Raw genomic sequence first — 7,256 nt, 5'->3', positions numbered from 1 at the left:
GCCGCTCACCCCGAACGATTCGGCAACCGCCGACCCCAGGCGCCGAAGCTGCCCAAGGCCGCCTGGATCAACCAGCCCTCACCGGAGGCCCTCATACAGACCGCGTAACGAGACGTGTCTCAGACTGCTTGACATCTTCCGCATCGCCAACACCGCGGTGCACGAGAACCGTCAGATCCGCGCGGACGTGTCGACCGCGGTGCTGCGCGAGCTGTTCAACGTCGTGGTGTGGACGTCCTACCACCACTCCCCGGCGCCCTCGGTGGTGCCGTTGCAGGCGCAGTTCGACCCTGCCCTGGCGGCGAAGGCAGCGCCGCTGTCACGTGACGACGTCGCTCGACTCGCAGAGAAGTTCAAGGAGCAGGACGAGGCCCACGCCCGCGAGCTCGCCGAGAAGGACGAGCGGCTGGCCGCGCACGAGGTGAGGATCGCCGAGCTGCAGGCCCAGATCGCTGCTGCCCAGGCGGAGGCCGCTCCGGACACCCGTGACTACGACGAGGCCGCGGCCCGCGACCTCTTCATCGACGTCCTGTTGCAGGAGGCCGGATGGGCGCTCGACGAGGAACGCGACCGCGAGTACCCGGTCACCGGCATGCCCAACGCCGAGGGCAACGGATTCGTCGACTACGTCCTATGGGGCGCGGACGGGCTGCCGCTGGCGGTGGTCGAGGCCAAGCGGACGTCGAAGTCGCCCGAGGTCGGTCAGCAGCAGGCCAAGCTGTACGCCGACTGCCTGGAGAAGCAGTTCGGTCGACGGCCAGTCGTCTTCTACACCAACGGCTACGAGCACCGGATCTGGGACGACGCCGGCGGCTACCCGCCCAGAGAGACCCAGGGCTTCTACACCCGCGACGAGCTCGAGCTGCTGATCCAGCGCCGCCAGATCAAGCTCCCGCTGGGCTCCGCGCAGGCCAACACCGACATCGCCGGGCGTCCCTACCAGGTGCGGGCCATCAAGGCCGTCGGCGACGCCTTCGACCGCAAGCAGCGCGAGGCGCTGCTGGTCATGGCGACCGGCTCGGGCAAGACCCGCACCACCATCGCCCTGGTCGACCTGCTGCAGAAGGCCAACTGGGTCAAGCGCGTGCTCTTCCTCGCCGACCGCACCGCCCTGGTCAACCAGGCAGCCAACGCTTTCAAGCAGCACCTGCCCGGCTCGACGACGGTCAACCTCGTGACCGAGAAGGCCATCGAGGGCCGCGTCTACGTCTCGACGTACCCCACGATGATGAACCTCATCAACGAGATGGTCTCGACAGGCTCGACCGGCGGTTCGCTCCGCCGATTCGGGCCGGGCTACTTCGACCTCATCGTCATCGACGAGGCACACCGCTCGGTCTACGCCAAGTACGGCGCGATCTTCGACTACTTCGACTCACTCCTCGTCGGGCTGACCGCGACTCCCAAGGACGAGGTCGACCACAACACCTACCGGCTGTTCCACCTCGAGGACGGCGTCCCCACCGATAACTACCCTCTCGACGAGGCAGTCGACGTCGGCTATCTCGTGCCACCGAAGGGCATCAGCGTCGGCACGCAGTTCCTGCGCTCGGGCATCACCTACGACGACCTCTCCGAGGAGGAGAAGGATCAGTGGGACGGCCTCGACTGGGGTGAGGACGGTCCACCGGACGAGGTCGGCGCCGAAGAGATCAACCGCTTCCTCTTCAACGAGGACACCGTCGACAAGGTCCTCGAGACCCTGATGGTGCAGGGCTACAAGGTCGCCGGCGGCGACCGACTCGGCAAGACGATCATCTTCGCCAAGTCCCAGAACCACGCTGACTTCATCGCCAAGCGGTTCGACCTCGCCTACCCCGAGCTGGCCGGCCACTTCGCCCGCGTCATCACCCACGGCACGCCGTACGCCCAGTCGCTCATCGACGACTTCTCGATCCACGACAAGGCTCCGCACATCGCGATCAGCGTCGACATGCTCGACACCGGCATCGACGTCCCGGAGGTCGTCAACCTCGTCTTCTTCAAGATGGTTCGATCGAAGTCGAAGTTCTGGCAGATGATCGGCCGCGGCACCCGCCTGTGCCCGGACCTGTTCGGCCCCGGCGAGGACAAGAAGGACTTCCTGGTCTTCGACTTCTGCGGCAACCTCGAGTACTTCAGCCAGGACCTGCCCGGCTCGCAGGGCCAGACGCAGAAGTCGCTTTCGCAGCGACTCTTCGAAGCCCGACTCGGTCTCGTCACTGCCCTGGGCGACGAAGAACCCGACCTGCGCTCGTCCACCGCCGCGACCCTGCACGAGGTCGTCGCGGGCATGAACTTAGACAACTTCGTGGTCCGCCCACACCGCCGAGCAGTGGAGAAGTACACCGACCCAGACGCCTGGAAGCGGATCGCGCCTGAAGACACCGAGGTTCTGCTGACGCTGGCCGGTCTGCCGTCCTCGATCCGCGATGACGACGAGGACGCCAAGCGCTTCGACCTCCTCGTCCTGCGCCGCCAGCTCGCGCAGCTCGACGGCGACGCCGTACTGGCGGAGCGGCTGCGTGAGTCCATCCAGAACATCGCCAGCGCCCTGCTCGGCAAGACGACCATTCCGTCCGTGGCAGAACAGGCCGTACTGCTGGAGTCAGTGGCCGGAGACGAGTGGTGGATCGACGTCACCCTCCCGATGCTGGAGCTTGCCCGTCTCCGCATCCGCGGCTTGGCCCGGTTCATCGAGAAGACTGCCCGTAACCCCGTCTACACCGACTTCGAGGACATCATCAGCGAGGGCGTTGAGGTCGTGCTCCCGCGAGTAACGCCCGGGACGAACTTCGAACGGTTCCGCGCGAAGGCCGAGGCGTACCTCCGCGAACACCACGACAACCTCGCCCTACAGCGACTTCGGCGCAACAAGCAGCTCACAGCCTCCGATTTGACCGAGCTGGAGCAGATGCTCCTCGCCTCTGGCGGACAAGAGGTCGACATCAGTTGGGCCACCGACCAAGGCGGACTCGGTCTCTTCGTGCGAGGTCTCGTCGGCCTCGACCGGGCAGCCGCGACCGAAGCATTCGAGAACTATCTGGACAGCACCAAGTTCACCGCCGACCAGATCCGCTTCGTGAACCTCATCGTCGACGAACTGACGAAGAACGGCAGCGTGGATCCGGCCCGCCTCTTCGAGTCGCCGTACACCGATCACGCGCCCACGGGCCCGGACTATGTCTTCCCCGACGCTGACGTTGACGTGATCGTTGAGACCCTGCAGCAGATCAAGCGAACTGCCTTGCCCGAGGATGTGGCCTGACGGACATGAGCGACTACTGCCACCTCTGCGATGCCGACCCCTGCTACTGCGGCCAACGCGGGAAGGTCACCAATGCACCGGCGGTCGCGAAGGTCGCGCGAGGTGGGCCACGCGGCCTCGACGACGCGATGCGCGAGTTCGTCCTGCGGCGGTACGAGGAGGGCGTCCTCGAGAACTACGCAGGTTGGCTGGCACTGCTCGAGGAGCGCTTCGGGTCGGACAAGGGCGCGGTGAGGAACGCGTGGAACCGCGTGAGCAACCAGCTGCAGCGTGACTGGCTGCTCATCGACGTCCACGAGGGAGACGAGATCCTCCGGAGTCCCTCGCACTACCCGGACATGAGGCACCTGTCCGTTGACGACTGCATCCAGGAGATCGAGCAGCTGATCGAGCGAGGTGGCTGGAGCGTCGGGGAGAAGGGCCTCCGACTCCACGAGGTCTGGCGTCGCATCCCCAACGTCGTCTACATCAGCGTGTACGACGCTCTTCACGCGATGAAAGACCGCGGGCACCTCGTCACCACCGTCGCGCCTAGCGGCAAGCCGAGCCAGTTCTGGTACGTCCGAGGGGGCTAATGTCCGGCCCGCTTACGGCCACACGGCGTCAGTCTCATTCGGTGGAACGCCAGATCAGCGTCACTGAACGACCCTGCAGCGGTTGGCGGCGAGGGTCGCTAGTATCGAGTGGTGACACAACCGGAGTGGCCAAGGTTCGACGAGCCCCCATTGGTTGAATCGGTTGCTGCGCTCGAGTTCGCTCCGATCCCCTACTTTGGTCTATCGGTCCTTAGTCGCCTCCACGACCTGTGGCTTCCCCAGTTCCCTGTGATCTCTGAGCATCCGACGCTGCAACCGACGCGGCCGGCACTTCAGGGGCCAGGCTTCTCTTTCGAGTTCGGTTTGGTGCCAAGCCAAACTCGGGTTTGGATGGCCTCGCCTGATCAGCAGAGCTTGATACAGATCCAGCACGACCGGTTGATCTTGAATTGGCGTCGGCTGGACGCCTCAGGTACGAGCTACCCTGGCTTCGAGAGCCTGCGGAACGAGTTCATTGAGTTAACAGGACAATTCATCCAGGTCGTCGGAGAAGTTTCGCCGCTTGTGACGGAATGGTCCTACGTTAACGCAATCGACCCGACCGTAGTAGTTGGCTCGAGTGCGTTCGCCGTCTGGAACGAGCCTGTTCTGGCGGAGGAGACAACGCCCGTACTTACGCGCTTCCAACATGTGCGCGCGTTTGACGTCGTCGGTGGCTCAGGTCAACTGGACGTGGTTGTTGAGCCACTCGGTCCTGCGGAAACGGGGCCGGTCAACCTTTCCATATCGGCTCGTTGCTTTCATAACCCTGATACAACTTTGACGGAGGCGTTGAGTCGACTCGACGCCGCACACAGGATGGCCCGGCACGCCTTTGACGGTGTGACGACTCCTGAAATTCGAAAACACTGGGGAGAGCAGCGATGAGCGTGACCATGACGTCCCCGTCCGTCAGGGAAAATCGATCCCGACAGTTCGTTCTGAGCCGCTCGGGGCGGCTACTCAAGTCGACCCCAACTACTAACGGCATAGTGGTCAGGCAACTTGCCCCCACCGTCACACGAGATCAGCTTCTTGCACACTTCGTAAGCTCGCTCGCGCAAGCGGTTGTCGGTGAAGACGTGCGCCTCACCTTCTCTTTGGCGAGGGCCGCGACGGAGCTGGTGGACGCTTTGCTCATTGATGATGGTCCCACGCCGCAGGTCTCGCCCGGACCCGAGGGAGGCATCGCGGTCGAGTGGCTAGTGAATGGCTCATCGCTCACTCTGCACATAGTCTCCGAGTCGGACATTCGACTATGGGCGGATAGTGCTGCGGGCGAGGAAATTTTTGACTTCGAGCTCAATGCCAACTGGAAGTCGAACGATGAATCTATCCGCACTGCGCGCGCCTTTCTCAAGCATCTTCGCGGCAGCATCGGGAACCGCGTCGTGCTGTCCTCGTTAGCTCGCTGACTGACCGGTGGAGAGTCTCGACGACGCTGAGCCTCTACTTCGGCGTTTCTGTCCTACCAACCCAACTCATGTCGTTGTGGATGAGGGTGACGGGTCTGCTGTGCTGAATTGGGCTGCGTTGAGCTGGGACAGCGATGGAGTATCTGTATACCGAGAGAAAGTCCTCGAGAACCTTGGACTAGATAGGATGGCGATCCTCGAGTCGCGGTATACGTCCCTTGCGTCGACCACCAAGAGGATGGTGGAAGAGTTTGAGCATGAAGTGGAGGGGGCTGCGGCTAGTCGTCCATTCAGCGCCCAAGAATCTCCACGCAGAGATCCTCCGCCGAAGGCCACAGATCTTGCTCACGCTTCGATTGTGATTCTCGCTAACCACGGCCTGTCTAGAAAGCAATTGGGCAAAGCGCAGCGTCGCCTGGCAAGAAGGGCCTTCTCCGTGGAGCTACTCGCATGATGAGCGCCGCTCATCGTGGATTTCGGAAGAGTCGTCCTCATTCCTGCCGGGGTTCCATCGCCTAGTCCCGGCAATACGACCAACGACGGGGTCGCCCGGTTCTTGCGGTTGGGGGATCTCGCTGACGCCCCATGACCTCGAGGGAGCGATCGGATGACCGGGGCGGCGGAGACCGTGGACGTGGTCGTCGTGGGTGCCGGTCTGGCCGGGCTCGCCGCGACCCGGGACCTCGCGGCCGCAGGTCGACGGGTCCTGTGCCTGGAGGCGCGCGAGCGGGTCGGTGGGCGGGCGATGTCCTGGGCGGTCGACGGGGGGCGCCTCGACCTGGGGCCGACCTGGTTCTGGCCAGGGGAGACAGCGATCGAGGCCCTGGTCTCCGAGCTCGGGCTGGACGTCTTCGCACAGCACCTCGCCGGCGACGCCGTGCTCGAGCCCGACGCCGGTCCGGTGCGACGCGTCCGCGGCAACCCGGTCGACGTGCCCTCGGGTCGCTTCCGGCACGGCGCGGACTCGGTCGCCGAACGGATGCGCGCGTCCCTGCCGGCGTACGCCGAGGTCCGGCTGGGCACGCCGGTCGAGCGGATCGTGCGCGGCCCGGTCGGGGTGCAGGTCCACGCCACCTCGCGCGAGGGCGACCCCGTGCTGGTCGACGCCGGCGCGGTGGTGGTGGCGGTGCCGCCCGCGCTGGCTGTGCAGCGGATCGCCGTCGAGCCAGCGCTGCCCCCGGACGTGGAGGCCGCGGCGCGGAGCACCCCGGTGTGGATGGCCTCGGTGGTCAAGGCGGTGGCCGTCTACGACCGACCCTTCTGGCGCGAGGTCGGGCTCGCCGGCGCGGCCGTCAGCTACCGCGGGCCGTTCCGCGAGGTCCACGACATGTCGGGGCCGGGCGGCGAGCCGGCCGCGCTCTTCGGGTTCGCCCCCGCCGAGGCCCTGGGGGCCAGCGGTGCTGAGGTCGCCGACCTCTTCATCGAGCAGCTGGTCGGCCTCTTCGGCGAGGAGGCGCGCACGCCGCGGACGGTGCGGTGCGTGGACTGGTCCCGGGAGCAGTGGACCAACCCGCCGATCCCGGTCGCGCAGGGCGGCTTCGGCCACCCGGCCTTGCGGCGCCTGGTCGACGACCGGCTCGCGTGGGCCTCGACCGAGACCGCCGACCGCAGCGCCGGGCACCTCGACGGTGCCCTCCGAGCGGGTCGGCACGCCGCCTCGCTGCTGCTCCAGCGAGCCGACGCGGGGACTCAGACCAGGCTGACCCAGTAGTCCCAGAACCGCTGGAGCACCAGGACGACCACGACGAGGTAGAGACCCATCAGCACGACGGCGTGGTTCTCGGCGAGCACGCCCACCGCTCGGCTGTCGGCCGCCCGCCGGCCGAGGCGGCCGCTGGTGAGGTTGGCGAGCGTGACGTACCAGAACGCCGGGATGACCGGCTCTTCATACCTGCGGTGGGGGTAGGTGAGCGACACGACCTGAGCGCCTGACCCGGAACGGGGTCGAGGCCTTCCAAAGTTTGGTGCGACCAAGCAACCAACCGGAAGGCCTCGACGATGCTCGAGCCTACGGCGTGC

The 7,256-nt window shown here is 65.7% G+C and carries 6 protein-coding genes; 5 read left to right on the top strand and 1 reads right to left on the bottom strand.

Annotated elements, in window-relative coordinates; genetic code table 11:
- The first annotated feature begins 157 nt into the window (after nt 1-157).
- The 5 genes from Q1V71_RS06310 (at nt 158) to Q1V71_RS06290 (ending at nt 6,948) form a co-directional block, all read left to right on the top strand.
- The gene (locus Q1V71_RS06310; protein WP_300641844.1) at nt 158-3,247 is read left to right on the top strand and encodes a DEAD/DEAH box helicase family protein; all 3,090 of its coding nucleotides are present in this window, start codon (nt 158-160) and stop codon (nt 3,245-3,247) included.
- 5 nt (nt 3,248-3,252) lie between these two features.
- Nucleotides 3,253-3,822, top strand: coding sequence for a hypothetical protein (locus tag Q1V71_RS06305; protein WP_300641841.1), 570 nt, complete (start codon nt 3,253-3,255; stop codon nt 3,820-3,822).
- 111 nt (nt 3,823-3,933) lie between these two features.
- A complete protein-coding gene (locus tag Q1V71_RS06300; protein ID WP_300641838.1) occupies nt 3,934-4,710 on the top strand; it encodes a TIGR04255 family protein in 777 nt (258 codons plus the stop codon).
- Nucleotides 4,707-5,237, top strand: a complete 531-nt coding sequence (locus Q1V71_RS06295; protein WP_300641835.1) for a hypothetical protein — start codon at nt 4,707-4,709, stop codon at nt 5,235-5,237. Before Q1V71_RS06300 ends, Q1V71_RS06295 begins: the two co-directional genes overlap by 4 nt.
- Before the next feature lie 607 nt (nt 5,238-5,844).
- Nucleotides 5,845-6,948, top strand: a complete 1,104-nt coding sequence (locus tag Q1V71_RS06290; protein ID WP_300641832.1) for an FAD-dependent oxidoreductase — start codon at nt 5,845-5,847, stop codon at nt 6,946-6,948.
- Here the strand turns inward: Q1V71_RS06290 and Q1V71_RS06285 are convergent.
- Nucleotides 6,927-7,154 (bottom strand): hypothetical protein, encoded by a 228-nt coding sequence (locus tag Q1V71_RS06285; RefSeq protein ID WP_300641829.1) that lies wholly within the window; start codon nt 7,152-7,154, stop codon nt 6,927-6,929. The genes Q1V71_RS06290 and Q1V71_RS06285 overlap by 22 nt on opposite strands.
- Nucleotides 7,155-7,256: the final 102 nt, after the last annotated feature.

It is taken from the genome of Nocardioides sp., assembly GCF_030149505.1.
In the GTDB taxonomy this organism is placed as follows: domain Bacteria; phylum Actinomycetota; class Actinomycetes; order Propionibacteriales; family Nocardioidaceae; genus Nocardioides.
Note: the sequence above shows the minus strand (reverse complement) of the source record. Positions and strands in the feature narration are given on the sequence as shown.